Source organism: Paraburkholderia sp. EG287B, assembly GCF_040965595.1.
Lineage (GTDB): Bacteria > Pseudomonadota > Gammaproteobacteria > Burkholderiales > Burkholderiaceae > Paraburkholderia.
Genome location: NZ_JBFRCG010000008.1, coordinates 359,400 through 379,795, shown reverse-complemented (window position 1 = coordinate 379,795; position 20,396 = coordinate 359,400). Strand labels below are relative to the sequence as shown.

18 protein-coding genes are annotated in these 20,396 nt (G+C 65.4%); 7 read left to right on the top strand and 11 right to left on the bottom strand.

Annotation, left to right across the window (positions count from 1 at the left end; translation table 11 throughout):
• Positions 1 to 150 precede the first annotated feature (150 nt).
• From AB4Y40_RS17085 to AB4Y40_RS17070, 4 genes are all read right to left on the bottom strand, one after another.
• Positions 151 to 630, bottom strand: coding sequence for a DUF1348 family protein (locus AB4Y40_RS17085; protein ID WP_368688703.1), 480 nt, complete (start codon positions 628 to 630; stop codon positions 151 to 153).
• A complete protein-coding gene (locus AB4Y40_RS17080; protein WP_368688702.1) occupies positions 623 to 1,333 on the bottom strand; it encodes a TetR/AcrR family transcriptional regulator in 711 nt (236 codons plus the stop codon). Before AB4Y40_RS17080 ends, AB4Y40_RS17085 begins: the two co-directional genes overlap by 8 nt.
• A 98-nt stretch (positions 1,334 to 1,431) precedes the next feature.
• Positions 1,432 to 2,406 (bottom strand): DMT family transporter, encoded by a 975-nt coding sequence (locus AB4Y40_RS17075; protein WP_368688701.1) that lies wholly within the window; start codon positions 2,404 to 2,406, stop codon positions 1,432 to 1,434.
• Between the two features lie 90 nt (positions 2,407 to 2,496).
• On the bottom strand, positions 2,497 to 3,321 hold the full coding sequence (locus AB4Y40_RS17070; protein ID WP_368688700.1) for an AraC family transcriptional regulator: 825 nt from the start codon (positions 3,319 to 3,321) through the stop codon (positions 2,497 to 2,499).
• A gap of 263 nt (positions 3,322 to 3,584) precedes the next feature.
• On the opposite strand from AB4Y40_RS17070, the gene AB4Y40_RS17065 reads away from it, so the two are divergent.
• Positions 3,585 to 4,199, top strand: coding sequence for a YceI family protein (locus AB4Y40_RS17065; RefSeq protein WP_368688736.1), 615 nt, complete (start codon positions 3,585 to 3,587; stop codon positions 4,197 to 4,199).
• Positions 4,200 to 4,223: 24 nt separating this feature from the next.
• Here AB4Y40_RS17065 and tdh read toward each other — a convergent pair whose 3' ends face one another.
• Entirely contained in the window at positions 4,224 to 5,255 is a 1,032-nt protein-coding gene (tdh, locus tag AB4Y40_RS17060) for an L-threonine 3-dehydrogenase (protein ID WP_368688699.1), read from the bottom strand.
• A gap of 17 nt (positions 5,256 to 5,272) precedes the next feature.
• A complete protein-coding gene (locus tag AB4Y40_RS17055) occupies positions 5,273 to 6,472 on the bottom strand; it encodes a glycine C-acetyltransferase (RefSeq protein ID WP_368688698.1) in 1,200 nt (399 codons plus the stop codon).
• A gap of 139 nt (positions 6,473 to 6,611) precedes the next feature.
• On the opposite strand from AB4Y40_RS17055, the gene AB4Y40_RS17050 reads away from it, so the two are divergent.
• The 3 genes from AB4Y40_RS17050 (at position 6,612) to AB4Y40_RS17040 (ending at position 8,869) form a co-directional block, all read left to right on the top strand.
• Positions 6,612 to 7,274 (top strand): helix-turn-helix domain-containing protein, encoded by a 663-nt coding sequence (locus AB4Y40_RS17050; RefSeq protein ID WP_368688697.1) that lies wholly within the window; start codon positions 6,612 to 6,614, stop codon positions 7,272 to 7,274.
• Positions 7,275 to 7,372: 98 nt separating this feature from the next.
• Positions 7,373 to 7,780, top strand: a complete 408-nt coding sequence (locus AB4Y40_RS17045; RefSeq protein WP_368688696.1) for a DUF2471 family protein — start codon at positions 7,373 to 7,375, stop codon at positions 7,778 to 7,780.
• Positions 7,781 to 7,876: 96 nt separating this feature from the next.
• Positions 7,877 to 8,869, top strand: coding sequence for a tyrosine-type recombinase/integrase (locus AB4Y40_RS17040; protein ID WP_368688695.1), 993 nt, complete (start codon positions 7,877 to 7,879; stop codon positions 8,867 to 8,869).
• A 65-nt stretch (positions 8,870 to 8,934) separates the two neighbouring features.
• Here the strand turns inward: AB4Y40_RS17040 and AB4Y40_RS17035 are convergent, their stop codons facing one another.
• Positions 8,935 to 10,137 (bottom strand): DNA-binding protein, encoded by a 1,203-nt coding sequence (locus AB4Y40_RS17035; protein WP_368688694.1) that lies wholly within the window; start codon positions 10,135 to 10,137, stop codon positions 8,935 to 8,937.
• Between the two features lie 1,875 nt (positions 10,138 to 12,012).
• Here AB4Y40_RS17035 and AB4Y40_RS17030 point away from each other — a divergent pair.
• Positions 12,013 to 13,371 (top strand): replication initiation protein, encoded by a 1,359-nt coding sequence (locus AB4Y40_RS17030; RefSeq protein WP_368688693.1) that lies wholly within the window; start codon positions 12,013 to 12,015, stop codon positions 13,369 to 13,371.
• Positions 13,372 to 13,510: 139 nt separating this feature from the next.
• Here AB4Y40_RS17030 and AB4Y40_RS17025 read toward each other — a convergent pair whose 3' ends face one another.
• Both AB4Y40_RS17025 and parA read right to left on the bottom strand, forming a co-directional pair.
• Positions 13,511 to 14,590, bottom strand: coding sequence for a ParB/RepB/Spo0J family partition protein (locus tag AB4Y40_RS17025; RefSeq protein WP_368688692.1), 1,080 nt, complete (start codon positions 14,588 to 14,590; stop codon positions 13,511 to 13,513).
• A 24-nt stretch (positions 14,591 to 14,614) separates the two neighbouring features.
• On the bottom strand, positions 14,615 to 15,277 hold the full coding sequence (parA, locus tag AB4Y40_RS17020; protein WP_042271984.1) for a ParA family partition ATPase: 663 nt from the start codon (positions 15,275 to 15,277) through the stop codon (positions 14,615 to 14,617).
• A 493-nt stretch (positions 15,278 to 15,770) separates the two neighbouring features.
• On the opposite strand from parA, the gene arsC reads away from it, so the two are divergent.
• Both arsC and AB4Y40_RS17010 read left to right on the top strand, forming a co-directional pair.
• Complete coding sequence (arsC, locus tag AB4Y40_RS17015) at positions 15,771 to 16,124, top strand: arsenate reductase (glutaredoxin) (protein ID WP_368688691.1); 354 nt, start codon at positions 15,771 to 15,773, stop codon at positions 16,122 to 16,124.
• Positions 16,125 to 16,486: 362 nt separating this feature from the next.
• Complete coding sequence (locus AB4Y40_RS17010) at positions 16,487 to 17,041, top strand: NADPH-dependent FMN reductase (RefSeq protein ID WP_368688690.1); 555 nt, start codon at positions 16,487 to 16,489, stop codon at positions 17,039 to 17,041.
• A 38-nt stretch (positions 17,042 to 17,079) separates the two neighbouring features.
• Here AB4Y40_RS17010 and AB4Y40_RS17005 read toward each other — a convergent pair whose 3' ends face one another.
• Together AB4Y40_RS17005 and AB4Y40_RS17000 are read right to left on the bottom strand one after the other, a co-directional pair.
• Positions 17,080 to 17,799, bottom strand: coding sequence for a hypothetical protein (locus AB4Y40_RS17005; protein ID WP_368688689.1), 720 nt, complete (start codon positions 17,797 to 17,799; stop codon positions 17,080 to 17,082).
• Between the two features lie 166 nt (positions 17,800 to 17,965).
• Entirely contained in the window at positions 17,966 to 20,245 is a 2,280-nt protein-coding gene (locus AB4Y40_RS17000; protein ID WP_368688735.1) for an ATP-binding protein, read from the bottom strand.
• Positions 20,246 to 20,396 lie beyond the last annotated feature (151 nt).

The window sequence follows — 20,396 nt, the reverse complement described above, 5'->3', positions numbered from 1 at the left end:
GATCGCCTGTTTTCTGATTGCTGGTTCGCGGTGAATGACGAACTGTACCGCAACCCGATGCGTGCGCAATGGAGTCCAGGCTCGGATCGGGCAACTCGCTCACCGCTGGCATGGTGCCGCGTAGCGAGTCGTCCCGATGAAAGCGAAGCGTCAGAGGCCGAGCTCGGTGAGGCCCGGATGATCGTCGGGACGGCGCCCGAGCGGCCAGTGGTAGAGACGATCCGCCTCACGGATCGGCAGGTCGTTGATCGATGCGTGACGGTGCGCCATCAGGCCGTTCGCGTCGAACTCCCAGTTTTCGTTGCCATACGAGCGAAACCAGCTGCCCGAATCGTCGTGCCACTCATAGGCGAACCGCACCGCGATGCGATTGTCCGTGTACGCCCATAGCTCCTTGATCAGGCGATAGTCGAGCTCGCGCGCCCACTTGCGCGTGAGAAGTTCGACGATGGCCTCGCGGCCCGTCACGAACTCGGCGCGATTGCGCCACACGCTTTGCGGCGTGTACGCAAGCGAAACGCGTTGCGGGTCGCGCGTGTTCCAGCCGTCTTCGGCGGCGCGCACTTTCTGTATGGCGCTCTCGCGCGTGAACGGCGGCAGCGGCGGACGCACTTCGGGCGAATCACTCATGGTCTTGCTCCTTGCGTTGGATGGCGCGCCTGGACGGTGCGCGCGATGGGGATCGGTTTTGGGAATCGGCACCGCTTTTCGGTGCGAGGGTGTCGAGCAACGATCGGCCTGCCGCGCGCGCGTCGAGCGCCGCATCAGCGTCGCCGCTTACTAACGCGACACCGATCGCGCCGTCGATCAGGATCAGCCATTGCCGCGCGAGGCGGGCGGCGACCCGGCGATCGACGCCGACGCTCGCGGCCCACGCCTCGCTCTGTTCGCGCACGAAGTCGAGCAGACGCTCCTTGTGTTCGCGCGCGACCACGCGCACGGGGTCGTCGGGCGACGCGATCTCGCCGGCGGCGTTGAGAAACGCGCAACCGTGAAAGCCTTCGGACGTGAACCACGCGCGCAAGACGTCGAACATGCCGACAAGGCGTGCCTGCGGCGTACGTCCGTGAGCGAGCGTGCCGGCGACGAACCACCGCATCCAGCGCTCGTCGCGCCGCGAAAGCGCAGCCGCGACTAACGCGTCCTTCGATTCGAAGTACGTGTAGAAGCTCTTGCGCGCCGCACCCGCTGCGCGAACGATCGCATCGACGCCCGTTGCGTGAATGCCGCCCGCGTAGATCAACGCCTCGGCGGCTTCGAGCAGGCGCTCGCGCGCGTCGGCCTGCGGCGCGTCTGCATTCGCTTCGGGGTTCGTTACGGCGGGCGGGCTCATGGCTAGTCTCGTTCAGCGCGATTGCGGCGGGATTGCGGGAATCAGCGGGAGAATGATCGTTCTCCCAGCCCGCAATGTAGAACGATCATTCTCCGAAGTCAAGACACTTTGCTGTCGCGCGCGCCGCGTTGCGCGCTTAAGCGTTCCCAAAGCGCGCGCCCCGAGACCGCGAACACGGCGGCCACGACCAGGGTGAGGCCGAGCACGCGCGTGAGCGTAAGCGGCTCGCCTAGCAGCACCGTGGCCAGTGCCACGCTCGACACCGGCGCCACCGCGGTAAACACCGCGGCCTCGCTGCCCGGCACGCGGGCCGCGCCCGCGTACCAGAGCCAGAATCCGCCCACGGTCGGCACGAGCGCGTAATACGCCACGCCGAGCACGGCGTTCAGCGGCACGGCGTGGGGCGCACCAAGCCAGCCGGGTAGCGCGCACAAACCCGCTACGACGAAGCCGATTCCGGTCATCGCGCCAGCCTGCGCAAGGGGCGGCCACGGCCGCGAAAGGCGTTTGTTCAGCAGGACGAACAGGCTTTCGCACACGACGGCGCCGAGGATCATCGCGTCGCCCGTGAGCGAGCGTGCGCCATCGCGATGCGCCCCGGGCGCGAGCGTGACCAGCGCCACGCCGAGGCTCGCGATCGTCACCGAAACGAGCGTGCTCGCGCGCAGCCGCTCGCCCAGCACGAGCGCGGCAGTCAACGCGCAAACGGCCGGCAGGGTGCCGAGGATGATGCCGGCGTCGCTCGCCGAAGTACGCTGCGTGCCCGCGATCAGCAAGACCGTATAGCCGACGCTGCCGATCGCCGCCTGCGCGACGAGCAGCAGCGCGTCGCGCAGGCCGGGACGCGGAAACGCTGTGCCGGTGAGACGCATGAGCAGCAGAAATACCGGCAACGCCATGCCGAAGCGCAGCGCGGTGGCAGGCAGCGGATCGAGCCCGGCGCCGATGGCCTTGCTCGCAATGACCGTGCTGCCGACGGTGAGCATGGCCGCCGTCAATTGCGCCTGCGCGACGGATCGGGGGGAGTGGGTCAAGCGCCGCGCATTTTCGCGCGACGGCAATCGGTTCGACATGGAGCGCTCCTCGTGGTGATACGCCTGTATAGGCTCACCACGACGCGCCGTCTTGGATCGTTGTGCGTCAGCGCCTGACGCGCGTGCGACTCATGCCGCGCGCGCGAGCCGGTAACGTCCCGGCGATACGCCGAACTGCCGCGCGAACGCGCGGTTCAGGTGGCTCTGGTCGCAGAAACCGGCGGCCAGCGCGGTCTGCGCCGGCGCATGGCCCGCCTTGAGCAGGCGCCGCGCGAGCGCCACGCGGCGATGCAGGATGTAGCCGTGCGGCGCGACGCCGAACGCACGCAGGAAGCCGCGATGGAGCTGGAAGCGGCTCAGCCCCGCCGCCTGCGCGAGTTCGGCGAGTGAGAACGGCTGAGCCGGATCGGTGTCGATCATCTCGCGCACGCGCGCAAGCGACGCCGGTGAGCACTGCGCGAGCGCGCGCCGGTGGCCGAGCGCCTCGACGAGCCGCGTCATCACCTCGAGCGCGGCGGCGTCGAAGGCCATCTGCGAGAGGTCGCTGCTCTGGTTGGTGACGTGGGTGAACGCCGCATCGAACAAGGCGCGCAAACGCGGTTCGCTGATCACCGGCGCGTGCAGCGCAAACGCCGCGTCGTCACCCTGCGTGATGTCGGCTTGCAGCGCATCGACCCAGCGCGGCTCGAAATACAGCATGCGCCACGTGCGCCCGGCGGCGTCGAGCGGGCGGCCGTCGTGCACCTCGCCTGGATTGACGAGGATGAGGTCGCCCGGCACGGCCTCGACCTGGCCGGCATCGCTGAGCGAGACATGGCCGCCGCGATCGATCACGCCAATGCCGTACTGGTCGTGCGTGTGACGCCCGAACGCGCGCGCCGTGGCCGCCGTCATCGCGTCGACGTCGCGCACCAGCGTGGCGTGAAAACGCACGGCGTGGTTCGTGGCTGGCATGCTCGGCTCTCCGCTCGTTCGGGCTCCAATCGGCGTATGAGACCCGAGTTTCGCGCGGCGCGCAATGTGCGCGTGACCTGGACGAGGAACTGCGCGGTTCGCCGTGATCCGGCCCCGTCCGTTATGCTTCGCGAACCGGATGGAAGAAACGCACGTCGCCAAACGTCCTTACGGGTGTCGACGAGTCAAAGGGAGATGAGATGAAAGACCGGCCGCTGGTATCGCTTGCGCCTCTCGTTCGCGGCTCGCGCCGCGCCTTCTGCATGGCGCTATGCGCAGCGAGTCTCGCGGCGTGCACGCCGCTGCGCGTCGTCACGCACAGCGTGAGCCGCACGGAAACCGACGTGCCGGCGGGACATTACGTGATGGACGCGCATCACTGGAGCGTCGTGTTCGACGTCGATCACTTCCACTACACGCGCTTCGTCATGCGCTTCGACCGCGCGCAGGCGACGCTCGACTGGCAGGCCGGCGGCCTTGAAGCGGCCACGGTCGACGCGACCATCGACGCCACGAGCCTCGACACCAACGTCGGCGCACTCGACACCATGGTGAAAGGACCGCAGATGCTCGATGTAGCGCGCTATGCGCAGATCCGCTTCACGAGCACGCACTTCGAGCGCACGGGCGAAGGGCGCGGCACGCTCACGGGCAATCTCACGATCCGCGGCGTGACGCAACCAGTCACGCTCGACGTCACCTTGAACGGCTACGCGCCGAATCCGCTCACCAAGCAGCCCACGCTCGGCTTCACCGCAGCGGGCCACTTCAAGCGCTCGGCGTTCGGATTGACGAGCTGGTATCCGGCCGTGGGCGACGAGATCGACGTGCGCATCGAGGCCGAATTCGAGCAGCCGGCGCCGGGCGCAGCGTCGTAAGCGCAGCATCGAATCAATGCACGATCAGGCCGTGGTCCAGTCGAGAATGACCTTGCCGCTCTCGCCCGAGAGCATCGCCGCGAAACCCTTCTCGTAGTCGTCCACGTCGAAGCGGTGCGTGATGATGGGCGAGAGATCGAGCCCACTCTGCAGCATCGCGACCATCTTGTACCAGGTCTCGAACATCTCGCGGCCGTAAATGCCCTTGATTTCCAGCCCCTTGAAGATGACCTGGTTCCAGTCGATGGCGGTTTGCGCGGGCGGAATGCCGAGCAGCGCCACCTTGCCGCCGTGGTTCATCGACTCGAGCAGCGCCGTAAACGCGCTCGGCACACCCGACATTTCGAGGCCCACGTCGAAGCCTTCGGTCATGTGCAGTTCGTTCATCACGTCGCGCAGCGACTCGCGCGAAACGTTCACGGCGCGCGTCGCGCCCATCTTGCGCGCAAGCTCGAGCCGGTAGTCGTTGACGTCCGTGATGACGACGTTGCGCGCACCCACGTGCTTCGCGATCGCCACGGCCATGATGCCGATCGGCCCCGCGCCCGTGATCAGCACGTCCTCGCCGACGAGGTTGAACGACAGCGCCGTGTGCGTGGCATTGCCGAACGGATCGAAGATCGCGGCGAGCTCGTCGGAGATCTCGGGCGGGATCTTGAACGCGTTGAAGGCCGGAATCACGAGGTATTCGGCGAACGCGCCTTCGCGGTTCACGCCCACGCCCGTAGTGTTGCGGCACAGGTGGCGCCGCCCCGCGCGGCAGTTGCGGCAAAAGCCGCAGGTGATATGCCCTTCGCCCGACACGCGGTCGCCAATCTGGAAGCCGCGCACCTCCTGGCCCATCTCGACGATCTCGCCCACGTATTCGTGGCCCACGTGCATCGGCACCGGAATGGTCTTCTGCGCCCAGTCGTCCCATTTCCAGATGTGGATGTCCGTGCCGCAGATCGCGGTCTTGCGGATCTTGATCATCACGTCGTTATGGCCGACTTCGGGCTTCTTCACGCGCGTGAGCGTGAGTCCGGGCGCGCGTTCGAGTTTGGCGAGTGCTTTCATTTGATTCGCAATCCTTGTTAAATCACGCCGAGCTGTCTGCCGACGCGTGCAAACGCCTCGACGGCGCGCCCGATCTGCGCGGACGTGTGGGCGGCGCTCATCTGCGTGCGAATGCGCGCGCGGCCCTTGGGCACGACGGGATACGAAAAGCCGATGACGTAGACGCCCTCGTGCAGGAGCGCGTCGGCCATTTTCGAGGCGACCTGGGCGTCGCCGAGCATCACCGGAATGATCGGGTGCTCGCCGGGCACGAGCGTGAAGCCGAGTGCGCTCATTTCGCGGCGGAACTGCGCGCCGTTCTCGCGCACCCGGCGGCGCAGTCGCGCGCCTTCGTCGCTCGCAATCAGCTCGAGCACCGCGAGCGTGGCGGCCGCGATGCTCGGCGTCAGCGTGTTCGAGAAAAGATACGGACGCGAGCGCTGGCGCAGCAAGTCGACGACTTCCTGCTTCGCCGCGATATAGCCGCCCGACGCGCCGCCCAGCGCCTTGCCGAGCGTGCCGGTAATGATGTCGACGCGCTGCAGGACGCCGCAGTGCTCAGGCGTGCCGCGCCCATGCTCGCCGATGAAGCCCACCGCGTGCGAGTCGTCGACCATCACGAGCGCGTCGTAGCGGTCGGCGAGATCGCAGATGCCCTTGAGGTCGGCGATGATGCCGTCCATCGAGAACACGCCGTCCGTGGCGATGAGCTTGTAGCGCGCGCCGGCTTCGTCGGCTTCTTTCAGCCTGGCTTCGAGATCCGCGAGATCGTTGTTCCTGTAGCGATAGCGGCGCGCCTTCGAAAGACGCACGCCGTCGATGATGCTCGCGTGATTGAGTTCGTCGCTGATGATGGCGTCTTCTTCGCCAAGCAGCGTTTCGAAGAGACCGCCGTTCGCGTCGAAACAGCTGGAATAGAGAATGCAGTCTTCGGTTTGCAAAAACGTGGCGAGCGCGCCTTCGAGCTGCTTGTGCACGGTTTGCGTACCGCAGATGAACCGCACGGACGCCATGCCGAAGCCATCGCGCTCGAGGCCGTCTTTGGCGGCGGCGATGAGCCGCGCGTCATTCGCCAGGCCGAGGTAGTTGTTCGCGCAGAAGTTGAGCACTTCGCTGCCGTCTGCGAGCCGGATGTCGGCCGACTGCGGCGTGGCGATCACGCGCTCGTTCTTGTAGAAGCCGTCGGCGCGGATCTGGTCGAGCGTTGCGCGCAAGTGGTCGAGATACGGGGTACGCATGAGTCGTGCTCCTCACATCGCTGCGGCCTGCCGCAGTTTTGCTGCGGTGCTATAGTCGCCGTCAGCCGTTGGCGAAAATTTCCTTTATTTCGAACCTAAGTTCGATATGTCGAACGCACTCTAATGGATGAGGCCGTGAATGGCAAGCACCCGCAAATCGCGAACCGCCCCGGCGGGCGCTGTTCCTGACGCTCCGGCATCGGCTGCATCGGCTGCAACCAACGTACCGCCTGCATCCGCCGTACCTGCCACCACGCCGCCGCGCGTGGGCGAACAGATCCAGCGGCTGCGCACCGAGCGCAAGATGACGCTCGACGACCTGTCGCGCGCCGCGGGCGTCTCAAAATCCATGCTATCGGAAATCGAGCGCGACAAGGCGAACCCGACGATTGCCGTGGCCTGGCGGCTCACGAACGCGCTAGGCGTCAAACTCGATTCGCTGTTCGCCGCCCCGAAGGCGCCCGAAGCGATCGCCGTGGCCGGTCCGCACGACATCCCGACGCTGCACGGCCACGACGCGGGTTACCAGCTGCGCGTGTGGGGGCCCATCGAGCTGGCCGGCCATTTCGAATGGTACGAGTTGACGCTCAAGCCGGGCGGGGCGCTGGTTTCGGCGGCGCACGAACCGGGCACGCGCGAGCATCTCACGGTGCTGCAGGGAAGCATCGAGGTGGAGGCGGCCGGCGCGGCACAGCGTCTGAAGGCCGCGGACACGGCGCGCTACATCGCCGATCAGCCGCATGCGATCCGCAACGTCGGCAAGGGCGAGGCGCGTGCTCTGCTGGTGGTGATCCACGGCTGAGAGTGCGCTTCACCACTCGCCCTGACCGAACGGACGAGGCTGCGCGATCGGCTTGACTACTGTATATTTATACAGTGAAAGTCCGACCGGAGCCGTCGATGTCCCTCCCAACCGAACTGCCGCGCGAGCCTGCTCTAGCGGCCTTGCGCTTTCAGGCCGCCGCGCGCGACCTCGAACGCATCGTCCGCAACATCGCGCAGCGCTATATCGCGCGGCAGGTGCCGCTCACCTGGCGTCTGCTGCATGCCATCGAGGCCGAAGCCCTCGCGGATCTCGGCTTCGCCAGCCGCCACGACGCCCTCATGCTCGGCCTCTTTCAGCGGCCGGGCGACCTCGCCTGGCCGGAAACGGACGAGACCGTCGACTTCGGACAATCCAACGCGCTGCCGGCCGTATTTGCGTTCGCGGTGTCGGCCTACGAACGCGCCGCACAAGGCGCAGAAGAATCGCGCCGGCAGGCAAGACGCCACGACGCTGTACGGCGTGCGAGGGCCTGGGGTGGCTGATCGCAAGGCGGCGAGGCATCGCACGGAACAATAGCGTCAGCCAGGATCGTGCTATCGCTATAATGGCCCTGTAACGCAACTAACGGAATGATAGAGATGGCGTCTTCCACTTCCTCACGCGACCTCTTCGACCAGCAACGCCAGGACTGGCAGCGCGACCCTGTCGCCGCGTTCGACGCCTGGCTCGCCTCACAGGACTTGCGCCGTTCCTCCGCCGAGGTCTATCGCGTGCAATGGGGACGCTTTCTCGAATGGCTCGCGCTCAAGCGCAAGACGATCATGACCGTGGATACCGGCACGATCGCCGAATTCGTCGCGAGCCTCGACGTGAAGAAACCGCAACGGCTTCGCTACCTGCGGCTCATCGAGCGCGTGCTCGATCACGTGCGCGAAATCGAACTTGCCTCGACGAATCCGGCGCGCTTCATCGCCCAGGACGGCGAGGCCGCATGGCGCAACGCGCGCGAAAACGAGCCGACCGGCTTCCTGGCGACCGCCGAGCGCGCCGCGATCATCGGCCAGTTGTTCTCACCGCTCGTCGAGCCATCGGCTGCGAAACGATGGCGCGAACGCCGCGACCGGGCGCTCGTCGCCATCTTTCTGGGCGGCGGATTGAAAACGGGGGACGCCATCGCGCTCACGCTCGATTGCGTGGCGATCGGCTCGGAGTGGGTCACGATCGAAGCCGCCAACCCGGCATTCACGCGCGTCACGCGACTGACACCGTTTGCCGTCGACGTACTCGGCGCCTGGCTCGAAGCACGCCGCCTGGCTGGACTGCCGGGACAGCTGGTGTTTCCGGGCTCGCCCTCGGGGCGCCCCATGCACAAGGCCACGGTGCTGCGCGCCATCGACGCATTGATGAAAGCGGCCGGCGTGGCGGAAACGCGCGCCGAACGCGCGAGCCCACAGACCTTGCGCAACACGTTCGCGGCGGACCTGTTCGAGCGCGGCGTCGATACGGATCAGGTAGGGCAGTGGCTCGGCTTCCTGCAGCCGATCTCTGCGGGCCGGCTCCATCGCGCATGGAAAACGTGGGCGGAACGCGAGGCGTCCCAGCACATCTCTGAGCAAGCGGACGAGGCGTGAAACGCCGCGTCGGCCGGCGATTGGGCGTTTGAGAGGCGCGTGCGCGCCTCCCGTAAAAGCTCACGTCAAGCCTGTTCGTGCGAATGCTTGCCGGCCATGAAGCGCGCGTACGCCGCAAGCTTCGACGCCCCCGCTCCCGAGGTGTGCTCGCACTCCGGGCACGTGAATTCGAAACCCTCGTCCACTTCGGACAACTCCGGTTCCCCTTCGTGACAGTTAGGACAACGCGCGGGCAAGGCGACGTGACCATCGACCACGGTGCCGAGGTTCGCCAGTTCGGTTGCGCCTAGCCGGCCCGCGGCGGCGAGTGAACACAGCAAGGACGCGACCGAGGTGTCGAGTCCCTGCTGTCCGCGCAATGCCGTGACCTGGCGGGTGAGCACGTCCACTTCGTCGGAGCGTTCGCGCAGCACGGCGTCGAGCCGGTCGGCGCGGGCCTTCGCCGTCGCCAGCTGCTGGATGAAATCGAATTCCTTCTTGCTGGCATCGCGCTGGGCCGCCTGCCAGGTCGACGACATCGTACGCAACGAATCCAGTTCGACCAGCATCGGCTTGACGCGCCGTTCGGCCTCGGCGAGCGCGTCCTTGATCTGCTGCGCGTAATGCTCGGTGCTCTTGCGCATTTCCTCGTGCAAGCCGTCGATGCGATCGCGCAACCCCGCGTTGGTGGTCTGCTCCGCCTCGACCCGTTTGCGCAGGGCGTCGTTTTCCATTTCCAGACGCTGCACCAGCACTTCGCGGTTGCCGTGTGCCGCGACGCCCTGGGCAGATGCCGCGGCGAGCTGGCTTTCGAGTTCGCGCACCCGCTCATAGGCGGCTTCCACACGCGCTTCGCTGCGTTGCAGCATCTCATCGGCGGCTGAACGACGGGCTTCGGCCTCCCGGGTCGCCTGCTCGGCATCGAGGCGGCCGGCTTCGAATGCCGTGCGGTCCGCCTGCAGGGCTTCGCCCGCGAGCGCGAGCGCTTCCTCGAAAAGCGCGCCCAGCAACTCGCCGGCGCGCTCTTCCAGCGCGGGCGGAATGGCCCCGGCGCCGACCCGCACTTTGGAAGTCGCGCGAATGCGCTGCCAGAAAAGCTCGATGTCCTTGGGGATGTCGCTGGCGCTTCCGGTTTGGGTCAGCTCACGGACGGCAGCCATCGATGGCTTGATCTCGAAATCGAAGAACAAGCGTTTGCAGGCGTGTAAGGACAGTTCCTGCCTGCGTGCTCCGTTTTTGCGCAAATCCTCGATTTCTTCGCGGATTGCCTGGCGGTCCTGGTCTCGCATCTTCGTCTTCTCGGCAGGGGAGTGGACGAATAATAACAAATTACGTTCTATTTGCTACGTTTTTGAATCTGAGATTGCCGGGAGTGGCGAAATGGCGCTCATGGGGCCTTTTATCTCGTCGCGAGAGGCAATTAGCGTGTGGCTTCCGTGAAACAAATCGAACTTTGTTTCATAAGCCCTTGTAAACGCGCGAATTTCTCGCTCGATTCTACTGCGATCCGTTGTTTCACGCGAGCGGCCTCGAGGATCTGGCGCGGTGTCTGGTTTGGGATGTGGATATCTCGGGTAGCTCGCGGGGGGATTCTTGCTTGAGAGATATAAAAGTAAACACCCTTGATACCGGTTAAAAACGTTAACGCCACGGCAAATCCTTACCTGGCGGGACTTTGCGGCCGATCAGGTGAAGCTTTACGGGACCCTGGGTGAGCGCCTGCGGGACAGATGGGTGGCGGGCTTCGGGAACGCCGGTGAGCCACTGCAGGAGAGGACGTGAGCGGGTTCAGGAGCGGGGGGATTCTTGACTTCCCGGCAAGGGTGAGGCGATACGGGAAGTCACGGCCGGGCAGATCACGCGTGGCCGGGCCTGGCTTGGATGTTACGGGAAATGCAACGGTGAGCGGATTCGGGAGCGGCGATTGGCGCCATTTTTCGGCGAAATCGAGGGGCGAAAACGCGTGGGGTGAGAAGGATCGGGAAAAAATGCGGGTCGAAGGTGAAGTTTTTCGGGAGCCGACGCCCGAAATCGGGCGAAATGGGCGCTTTCGGGGCCCAGAGGTGAGCTTTTTCGGGGGCTTGCACGCGAGCCGCGCGGTTCGGCCAGCTGCCCGCAGGACGTTCGCGAAGACTTTTCGCGACATAAGGTGAGGATTTTCGGGAGATTGCCGCAGTGCCGCGAAAGCAGAGGCGTTCGTTGGCGCCTGGAGGGATAAGGTGAGGCTTTTCGGGGGCGCTTTTTGGCACATTTCCTGCCGAAGGTGAGCCGATTCGGGAGAAAGTTGGTGTTCACTGCGCTGCAAACGCCGAGATTACGGGTTCGCGGATGGTGTCGCTCCCGGTTGGAATCCAGCGTGGGTGAGATTTTTCAGGAGGGTTTTCGCGGCAAACTCGCACGTGGCTGAATTTTGCGTCGCGATCTGCGGTGAGGAAATGCGGGAGCCGATATCGCCGTCCCCCGCCTGCCACGCATGTGGATAAGTCACGGAATCCATTGAATTTTTCTTTTCGATGCGATGAATGGTGAGGATCTCCGGGAGAGGCCACGACGGTGCAGCGGAACCGTACTTGGACGCCAAAGGTGAGGGTTTTCAGGAGCGGTTACGGCATGGCAGCCGCAGCGGCGGCCTTCGGGAGCGGTTCGATGTGATTGGTCCGCGCGACGACAGGTGAGGCTTTTCGGGATGCTTCGGGCACTTCTGGGCGCCGCGCCGATGATTGGGTGCCTCGATCGCCGTGTCGGGCCACTTTTGCCGCCACAATTGGGGCTTTCCGATCGCTTTGTGCCGGTGACACGCCATGTTTTGTTGCAGTGCGATCGCCTCATTGCGTATGTTTGGGTTGACAACTGGCCGGTCGCCAGGATTTCGCGACCATCGACGGACTTTTTTCACCGTCCGCGCGAAAATATTTAAGGTGAGCGAATACGGGAGCCGATGTCGCCCCCTGGCAACCGGCAGAAATGCGGAACCCAGCCGGATCGTGCATGACGCAAAGCGCCCCGCCGGATGGGCGTCTGGCTAAAGGTGAGGCGATACGGGAAGGTGTCGCGGTGAGCGGCGCGCGCGAGATGCGCATCACCGGCAATGGTGAGGGAGGCCCTATAGACGCCTATCACCACAGACGGTATCCTTTCGCGAAATTCTCTCCTCGACCCGACGCATGGCCACGAAGCGCGTGAAAAAGACCGATGTGGTAAGCCCCAGCTCGGCGGAATTGCGCAAGGCCGTCGAGGCGATCGCGATCCAGCCGAAGAGCGGCAAGATCACCCTGCTGACCCGCAAGCTGTTCAACGTCCTGCTGGCCGTCGCCCAGCAGGCCGACGAGTCTGGCGATACCTACCGTGCGCTGCTGTCCGACATCGTCGCCAACTCGGCGTTCGATTCGAACGATACGGCGCTCGTGAAGGAGCACCTGCGTCGCATGGTGTCGGTGCAGGTCGAATGGAGTCAGGGCACGTCGAGCCAGAAGCCCGGTCGCAAGTGGGGGATCTCCACGCTGATTGCGGACGCGGAAATTCTTGAGGATCCGCAAACTCGTCGCGTCTGGGTGGAGTTCTCGTTCGCGCCGAAGATCAAGAAGAAGCTGCTGGATCCGGTCCAGTACGCCCGCCTGAGCCTGCAATTCCAGAGTCAGTTGCGCAGCAGCGCGGGGCTGGCGCTCTACGAGATCTGCGTGCGCTATCTGACCAACCCCAGCCATCTGACGATGCGCGAGACCTGGGAGTGGTGGCGCCCGATCCTGTCCGGCACCCCGGACACCGAAGCGGGCGACGAAGCCAAACGCGAGTACAAGTATTTCAAGCGCGATTATCTGCGGCCAGCGATTGCCGAAGTGAACGCGGTGACGAATATCTTCGTCGAGTTGATCGAGCACCGCGAAGGGCGCCGGGTCGCCGAAATCCAGTTTCGCGTAACCGAGCGCAAACAGCCGATGCTTGCGCTCGACGAGCATCCGAATGTGTTCGACAGCACGCTCGTCGACCGCATGGTCAAGATCGGGATCCCGCTCAAGGAAGCGCAGTCGCTTTACGCCGACAGCGAGGAAAACCGCATTCGCGCCGCGTTGCAGCTGACCGAACAGCGCATGCGCAGTACGAGCCTGCCGCCGGTGCGCAGCGCCGCGGCGCTGTTCAAGGACGCGTTGAAGAAGGGCTATGCGCCGCCGGTCGAGACGGCGGCTGGCGCGACACCGGCCGTGGGCCGCAGCGCGGCGGCAGCGGTGACGGCCGACGATCCGAAGGCGCGCCTGCTCGATGAATACGCGGCGTATCGGCGCAAGGAAGCGCGCTCGCTCTACGAGGAGCAGGGCGACATGGAGCGCGAACTGGCGCGTCAGTCGTTTGAGACGGATGAACTGCCCGGACTGGGCACGCATTTGCGCGACGACTGGCGTCGTCGTGGGCTCGAATCGAAACTGGCCGATACGGCGTTCTTCGACTGGCTCGCGCGCAAGACCTGGGGCGAACCGACCGACGGCGATCTGCTCGCGTTCACGTTGAGCCAGACGCGCGCTGCCTGAGCGTCTGGAGTGGCCGTCCCGTGCAAGGCGGGGCAGTGATGGTGGGGGCCGTTCGGCCGATTGGAAGGCGTGAAACGATCCTGCTTCCATCGTCGACGGTCCGCCCAAAGCATGGCAGCCGTCGACACATTTTCCAACCTTACTTCGTCTTCAGGATCTGCTCGATCTGCTGAAGAATCGCGTCGCGTCGATCTTTGGTGAGTCCCTTCAGGCGCAACTCGAGCCGGTCGTCGCCATATGACTTCAGGTCGCCGACGGCGACACCATCCAGTTTGATCTCCAGCCGTTGTGCGTAGCGTTGCCGCCCAGCCGGCTTCGGGCTTTCCTGTGCGCTCGCCCGGCCTTTCACGATATCCGCCACCTGACGCGTGCTGAGGTCGTCGGCCACGATGCGGTTGATGAGACGCAGCGTGGCGTCGGTGCCGCGCGCGCCGTGATAGCGCCCGACCTGATAGGCCATGTTCGAGCCGAAGCGGTCCGTGCGTGCCACCATTTCCTGCATGACCGGTTCCGGCAACTTGCCGATCGCGAGCGCGACCGCCACTGTCGATTCGTCGAGGCCGAGGTGATCCGCAAGTTCGCGTTGACTCTGAAAATGCTTTTCGTCGATGAATCGCTTCCAGACCACCGCGTTATCGAAAACGGTTTGCGAATCACGCTGGACGTTCAGGTCGTAACCGAGCTTGTAGCTCTGGATGCCGATCGGCAGGTCGACGACGATGGCCTTGACGACTTCCTTGTTCGCTTCTTTCAGGGCCCGCACGCGACGGCCGCCATCGCTCACGTAGTAGCTGCCCGGCGCTGCGTAGTCGGGGATCACATGGATCGCCTGCTGCTGACCTTGTTTCGCGAGATTGACAGCGAGTTCGGCGATCGAGGCCTTCAGATAAAAGTGACGCGGGTTGAAGGGGCTCGGCTTGATGTCCTTGAGGGGCAACTCGATGATCTGCCCCGGGCGGTAGCCTTGCGCGATGCGCCAGGCGCGGTATTCGACCGACTCGTTTTCGAGGCCGACTGCGTCGTCGAGAATCGGCTCGACGGCAGGTTCAAGGCCCGTCACAAGCGCAGGCTGACTCGAGCGCCCAGCAACTTCGCGCGTTTTTGGCTTGTCCTGGACGAGCCCGTCGATGGCGTTGAGGCGGTCGAGCGCAGTGCGCTTCTCGCTGCTCGTCGTGTCAGGGCGAGCCTGAAAGCCTTTGGCGAATTGGGAGGGTTTCATTCAGGGTCCTTTATGCGCATAAAGTCAGGGGAGCATCGCCGCGATCTCGTCGGCACATGCGCGCACTTCCACTGCGGCGAGGCGAGCGCCGCGGTCGTTCATTTGCAGAACCGTCTGGCCCAAGGCCATCGCCTGCTTGTACGCCTCTCGTGTGGGAATCTGCGTTCTGAGCAAAGGGAAACCAAGCTCTTCGAGGGCGCGCTTCAGCTCGCGGGTGAGCATGCGCTTCTCTTCGGTCTTGTTCAGCAGGAATACCGCGCGCAGATCTTCATTCATGACCTGGGCCTGCTGGATGAGCTTCACGAGACCGACACTCGACCAGTAGTCAGCCGGAGAAGACGAAGTCGGGATGACGGCGACGGTCGCAGCGAGCAACACCACACCGGAGACCTTTTCCGTGATCGACGGCGGGCAGTCCACGACGATCACGTCGTAGTCGTTGACGAACTTCTTGATCTCCCGGTGGATCTGGCCACCGGCTTCCGAAAGATTGACGACCGGAAACGGGATGCCGGTATCACCATCGGCTGACGCACTGGCCCAATGGACCAGCGTGTTTTGGCCGTCGGCATCCACGACGAGAACCCGCTTCCCCTTCTCGTGAAAGGCCGCGCCGAGATGCATCGCGATCGTGCTCTTGCCGACTCCGCCCTTTTGCTGCGTGACTGCGATTATCTCTGCTGCCAATTGGTATTCTCCTTTTTGCTATTAGGTTGGGATTTTACCTGGAATGTTTTTCAATTCAATGATTTTTGGCGTAATTCGTGGCTGAATTAGCCATTCGGACAAGGTTTATGCGCATAAAGCTCGGGCGGAGGATGGGGATGCCGCGTAGCGGTCGCCTGCAGTACTGACATACGCTTCAGCGATGCCCTCGGTGCGTGGTGTCGATCGGTCGAATAACGGGCGCGCTGGAAGATGACCCTGCGCGGACCTCACCGCTTTATGCGCATAAAGTCAGGCTCACCTCGTCGCACTCCCGTCTCGCACAAGCGCGCGACCGGAGAATCTCAGCGCGAATCCCACACGCGGGCCCCCCTGGCAGCAAGCCTTGAGCACAAGAGTCCGACCTCATCGACTGAAGCCCTACGCGTGCCAACACGCCCCCCGGTAAAATCGCAGCGACGCCCCCGGTCTCACCGAGGCTCACCCACTACTCCCCTCTTGCACTTCCGACGCCATGATCACGATCTACCACAACCCCCGCTGCTCCAAGTCCCGCGCGGCTTGCGAGCTGGTCTCCACCGCAAAGGCGAACGAGCCAGTCGAGGTGATTGAATACCTGAAGCAGCCGCTCACCGTCGACCAACTGAAGGCGCTGCACGCAATGCTGGGCGGCACGTTGCTCGACATGATCCGCACCGGCGAAACCGAGTACACGGAGCTCGGCCTCGATGCACCCGGTGTCACCGATGATCAGCTCTACGAAGCAATTGCGCGGCATCCGGTTCTGCTGCAGCGACCCATCGTCGTACGCGATGGCCGCGCCGTGATCGGACGCCCGACCGAAAGCATCGCGGCGCTGTTCGGTTGACCTTGCCGGGATGCATGCGTTGGGTTGCTCACGCGCCAAACGCGAGTGAATTGCGAGCGCATGCGCCCGCGTGCAGGGACGAGGTGCCAACCCGGCCATGCGCGCATGGAAATTGCATCTTTGCTAACCTGCAGACGAATCCGACGCGAGGCCCCTGTTCATCGGCTCTCCACGCAAGTTGTCCACAAGCTTATGCCCAAAATCTGTGGATAAACTCGCGTTACCCCTGGTTATCCACAGCGCCGCGCCGATACTGATATCGGGCGGGTCCGGGCGAGCGCGTGCGCATCGCCGGAATGCGCACGCGTCTATGATGATGTTTCCTTCCACTGCGCTTCGCGCGCGCTTCCGAGGAAACCGAAATGGCCTACAAGATCGCAGTTGTGGTCGGCAGTCTGCGCAAGGATTCATTCAACCGGCAACTCGCACACGCGGTGACTTCGCTGGCCCCCGCCGATTTTACTTTTGAGTATCTCGACATCGGTGTGCTGCCGCTGTACAGCCAGGAATACGACGCCGACTATCCCGAGGTGGCGCGCCGCTTCAAGCAGCAGATCGAAGCCGTCGACGCCCTGCTATTCGTCACGCCCGAATACAACCGCTCGATTCCGGGCGGGTTGAAAAATGCACTCGACTGGGGTTCGCGGCCGTGGGGCACGAATTCGTGGCGCGGCAAGCCGGGCGCAGTGCTCGGCACGTCGGTGGGGGCAACGGGCACAGCGCTCTCGCAGCAGCATCTGCGCAACGTGCTCGCCTATCTCGATGTTGCGCTGCTCGGTCAGCCCGAAATGTTCATCAAACACGACCCGAGCCGCATCAACGAGAAAGGCGAGATCGTCAGCGAGGATACGCGCAAGTTCCTGCAGGGCTTCGTCGACACCTACGTGGCCTGGGTCAAGCGCCAGCTCGGCCGCTGACGCCTGATCGCGACCACGCCGCATTGGCGCGAGGGGCTTCAGTGCAACGTGCGGCGCTGCCCCGGCATATCCTTGTGGTGCTCGGGCGTGTCTTCCTCGTATTCGAGGAATTCGTCCGGAATTTGCGGCGCGACACCTGCTGCGGGTCGCGTCGCTTCGGGCGCGCCAGGAACGTCCACGTGATGCGCGCCCATCACCGCACCGGCGCCTGGTGCACTGGCGGAGGTGAGCACGGTCGCTTCGGCCTCGCTCGTCGGCCGCACCGGTTCGACAGTGGGTTCGACGGTCGGGGCAACGGAGCCTCGTTCGCGTGCCGCTTCGGTCTGCGCGGCGCGGCGGCGCATGGCGTCGGCGAATTCGGAGAGACCCAGCTCGTCGAGCGCCGAGTGCTCGCGCGCAACCGGACGGTCCGTCGCGGGCCAAGCCCACGGCGTGCCGCGTAGCGCGACTTCCGTCGCGTGCTCTTCGCGCAGCGTCTCGTACGCGAGATTGGCGTGCGCCTCGTCGCTCACGTGCACGCCGATGCGCACCGCTTCGCCCGGCGGCGGCGTCATGCCCGCCTGCGCCTCGGTGGTGCGACGCGCATCGCCCGTCGACGAGAAAAAACTTCCCACGAGCCGCTCGATGCCGGCCAGCACGCCCTCGGTGCGCGCCGGCAGGTCGATGTCGCCCGCCGCGAAGCCGCGTTGCAGCAGCGCCTCCTGCGCGTGGCGTGCTTCGTCGTAGGTTTGGAAAACGCCGGTCACGGTCTGTTTCATGGCAGCCTCCTTCGCCAGATGGCGACGCCTGCTTCCATCATGCGCCGATTGTGCGTGGCTCGTGCATCGGCTGGCGCATGCTGCGCGCGACGTCTAACCGCCTGATTCTGCGGGTCGTGCCGCCTGCCGCAAGCCTCGTGCCGCGAGGCGCGTCACCCGCGGCCTGTCATGCGCGAGGGCTCGGGAGCGTCGCATCGTGCTCGCGCTTCGCACGCGCCTGGCTGTCCTCGCGAATCGCCTCGAGCATCCTCTCCAGCAGCGCGATGTCGAACGGCTTCGACAGCACGCGCACATCGGCATTGCGCGTGCGCTCGAGTTCCTCCGCGTAGCCTGTCACGAGGATCACGGGCAGGTCCGGCTCGAGCCCCTGCAGGGCCTCGGCCAGATCGATGCCGTTCATCGTCCCCGGCATGTGGATGTCGGAAAGCACGAGGTCGAAGCGCGGCGTGGGCTCGCCCTCGGCAGGCGGCGCTTCGACCCGTTCCAGCGCACTCGCCGCGTCGCTCGCGCAGGTCACGCGGTGGCCCATCATCTGCAGGAGCGCCTCGGTGCCGGCCGCGACTTCGTCGTTGTCCTCCACGAGCAGCACGTTCAGCCCGTGCTGCACCTGGGCGCTCTCCTCGCGCGGCTCGCTCGGACGCGGCACGGGCGGCTCGGCGAGCGAGCGCGGCAGATACAGATGCACGGTCGTGCCCGCGCCGATCGCACTGTCGATGGCGGCGAGCCCGCCGGTGCGCTCGCAGAACGCGAACACCTGCGGCAGCCCGAGTCCGGTGCCCGTGCCCTTCGACTTGGTCGTATAGAGCGGCTCGAACGCGCGCGCGAGCACATCCGGCGGCATGCCCGTGCCGGTGTCTTCGAGGGTGACATGCACGAAGTCGCCGTCGAGCGGGAAGCCTTCGCCCGGCCGGAAGCTGATGTTGCGCGCGCGCACCGTGAAGCGGCCGCCGTTGGGCATCGCGTCGCGCGCGTTCACGGCGAGATTGATGAGCGCAAGCTCGAATTCGGCCACATCGACGAGCACGGACCACACGTCGTCGTCGACTTCGACGATGAGCGACACCTTCGCGCCGAGCGATGCGCGCAGCAGTTCGCGGGCCGCCGGCAGCCAGCGCCCGACGTGGATCGTCTCGTTGCGCAGCGGCTGCTTGCGCGCCACGCCGAGCAACTGGCGCGTGAGCGACTGGCCGCTCTTGAGCGCGCGCTCGACCGCCGAGAGTTCGCGCTCGAAGCCCGCCGCGCCGCGCCGCCGCGCGATCTGCACGTTGGCCGAGACGATCATCAGCAGGTTGTTGAAGTCGTGCGCGACGCTGCCCACGAGGTTGCCGAGCGCTTCCATCTTGCGCGACTGCCGGTAGGCGGATTCGATCGAGCGGCGCATCGAAGCCTCGGCCTGCCAGCGCTCCCACGCCTCCTCTTCGGCGGCGAGGCGCCGCAGCGACAGCCAGATCACGCACCAGAGGGCAATCGACGGCGTGAACATCGAGATGATGAGCACGCTCAGGTGCCGGTACCAGGCCGCCCAGATCGCCGGCGTGCGATACGCGCAGGTCACGTAGACGGGGTACGCGCCCACGCGCCGGAACGCGAGGATCACGTTGCTGCCGAGCAGCGCGGAATGCATGCGCACGACGCCGGACTCGGTGCCGCGCTGGAGCGCGGCGCCCAGCGGCGAGTGCGGCGTGATCGCCGGGGCGTCCATGCGCGGCGGCGGGTCGAAGGCGAGGATCGTGCCGTCGCTGCGCACGAGGCCGAGCGACATCGGCGAGTCGGGGCCGAGCAGGTCGCGGTAGAACGAGCTGAAATAGCCGGGGCGCAAGGCGACCGAGACGAGACCCGCGAATCCGCCGGCGTTGTCGAGGCGCGCCACGCCCATGTTGAACACGGTCTCGCCGCTCACCTGGCCCTGCATCACGCGCGAGACGTGGTCGAGCACGTGGCCGTCGCGGATGCCGGTGAAGTCGTCGCGCGCGGCGATCGACATGGGCGGCGGCGGCGAATAGCGGCTGCTCGCGAGCAGGGCGCCGTCCGTCCCGAAAATCGACACCGCCGCCACCTGCGGATAACCGCCGCCGATCGCATCGAGTTTCTCGTGGATCTGCGGCTCGCTGGCGCGGATGCCGTCGTCGTTCAGGTCGCGCACGAGGTCGACGACGCGCGCGTCGAGCGCCTCGTTCATGTCGAACACCTTGAGCGCGTGCTCTTCGGCCACGCGCACGGTGCGCAGCGTGGTGTCGGTGGCGTCGGCTTCGCGCGCGCGCAGGTCGTTGTACGCCATGGCGGCGACGTAGAGGCACGGCAGCACGATCGCCGCGACGAGCAGCGCGAGCAGCGTGCGCCGGCGTACCGTGAAGTCGTGGCCCGGCGCGGCCGGAAACGGCGCGTCGTCGGCAGGGGGCGGCTGGGCTATGCGTTCGTCTGGCCGCTCGGGCCGGTCAGCAATCATCGTACGGAAAAGCAGGGAAAAGGCGGCGGGGCAGTCGACATGATAAACGACCGCGATGACGCCCCGACGCCAGCGCATCCCCGGCGCGCCGCAAGCATCGTGCGGCAGGCTGGCCGCCCAGGGGTTTTCCTCTCGCCGGATGCCGAATGCG

Coding starts and splice junctions, on each gene's coding strand:
- AB4Y40_RS17085 (WP_368688703.1), bottom strand. CDS start 630: ATGAGTGATTCGCCCGAAGTGCGTCCGCCGCTGCCGCCGTTCACGCGC.
- AB4Y40_RS17080 (WP_368688702.1), bottom strand. CDS start 1,333: ATGAGCCCGCCCGCCGTAACGAACCCCGAAGCGAATGCAGACGCGCCG.
- AB4Y40_RS17075 (WP_368688701.1), bottom strand. CDS start 2,406: ATGTCGAACCGATTGCCGTCGCGCGAAAATGCGCGGCGCTTGACCCAC.
- AB4Y40_RS17070 (WP_368688700.1), bottom strand. CDS start 3,321: ATGCCAGCCACGAACCACGCCGTGCGTTTTCACGCCACGCTGGTGCGC.
- AB4Y40_RS17065 (WP_368688736.1), top strand. CDS start 3,585: ATGGCGCTATGCGCAGCGAGTCTCGCGGCGTGCACGCCGCTGCGCGTC.
- tdh (WP_368688699.1), bottom strand. CDS start 5,255: ATGAAAGCACTCGCCAAACTCGAACGCGCGCCCGGACTCACGCTCACG.
- AB4Y40_RS17055 (WP_368688698.1), bottom strand. CDS start 6,472: ATGCGTACCCCGTATCTCGACCACTTGCGCGCAACGCTCGACCAGATC.
- AB4Y40_RS17050 (WP_368688697.1), top strand. CDS start 6,612: ATGGCAAGCACCCGCAAATCGCGAACCGCCCCGGCGGGCGCTGTTCCT.
- AB4Y40_RS17045 (WP_368688696.1), top strand. CDS start 7,373: ATGTCCCTCCCAACCGAACTGCCGCGCGAGCCTGCTCTAGCGGCCTTG.
- AB4Y40_RS17040 (WP_368688695.1), top strand. CDS start 7,877: ATGGCGTCTTCCACTTCCTCACGCGACCTCTTCGACCAGCAACGCCAG.
- AB4Y40_RS17035 (WP_368688694.1), bottom strand. CDS start 10,137: ATGCGAGACCAGGACCGCCAGGCAATCCGCGAAGAAATCGAGGATTTG.
- AB4Y40_RS17030 (WP_368688693.1), top strand. CDS start 12,013: ATGGCCACGAAGCGCGTGAAAAAGACCGATGTGGTAAGCCCCAGCTCG.
- AB4Y40_RS17025 (WP_368688692.1), bottom strand. CDS start 14,590: ATGAAACCCTCCCAATTCGCCAAAGGCTTTCAGGCTCGCCCTGACACG.
- arsC (WP_368688691.1), top strand. CDS start 15,771: ATGATCACGATCTACCACAACCCCCGCTGCTCCAAGTCCCGCGCGGCT.
- AB4Y40_RS17010 (WP_368688690.1), top strand. CDS start 16,487: ATGGCCTACAAGATCGCAGTTGTGGTCGGCAGTCTGCGCAAGGATTCA.
- AB4Y40_RS17005 (WP_368688689.1), bottom strand. CDS start 17,799: ATGAAACAGACCGTGACCGGCGTTTTCCAAACCTACGACGAAGCACGC.
- AB4Y40_RS17000 (WP_368688735.1), bottom strand. CDS start 20,245: ATGATTGCTGACCGGCCCGAGCGGCCAGACGAACGCATAGCCCAGCCG.